1 protein-coding gene is annotated in these 305 nt (G+C 42.6%); it reads right to left on the bottom strand.

Features of this window, described 5'->3' with window-relative positions:
* Nucleotides 1-264: hypothetical protein (locus tag GNP95_RS25605; RefSeq protein ID WP_155613616.1), on the bottom strand; the 264-nt coding region annotated here is incomplete at its 3' end.
* Nucleotides 265-305: the final 41 nt, after the last annotated feature.

Here is a 305-nt window from a genome sequence, read left to right as displayed (position 1 = left end):
TTTTTTCAAATGCACATCGAAGTTGGACGCTTCTCTTACAGCTGCGCTTTGCTCTACATTGGTCTTAACTTTCGTGCGTAATTCTTCTCGTCCTTTACTTACCCACTCAACTGCATTTTTCCCGTATTTAGACTGTAAAAACTCATTCCAATCTGCCCCAAACACAGGATTTTTATTGCTCGTATTCGACGGATTCGGAGGTTTTGGAGTCTCCTTAGGCATCTCCGTTTTCATATTGTTAAGCCCAGGCTTTTTTAAACCCAAGTTAGGGCCTATGAAGCCCCCGCCTTTTACTGTCGGAATAT

The organism is Paenibacillus woosongensis (assembly GCF_009725165.1).
Classification (GTDB): domain Bacteria; phylum Bacillota; class Bacilli; order Paenibacillales; family Paenibacillaceae; genus Fontibacillus; species Fontibacillus woosongensis.
This window is presented reverse-complemented; position numbering and strand designations above follow the sequence as displayed.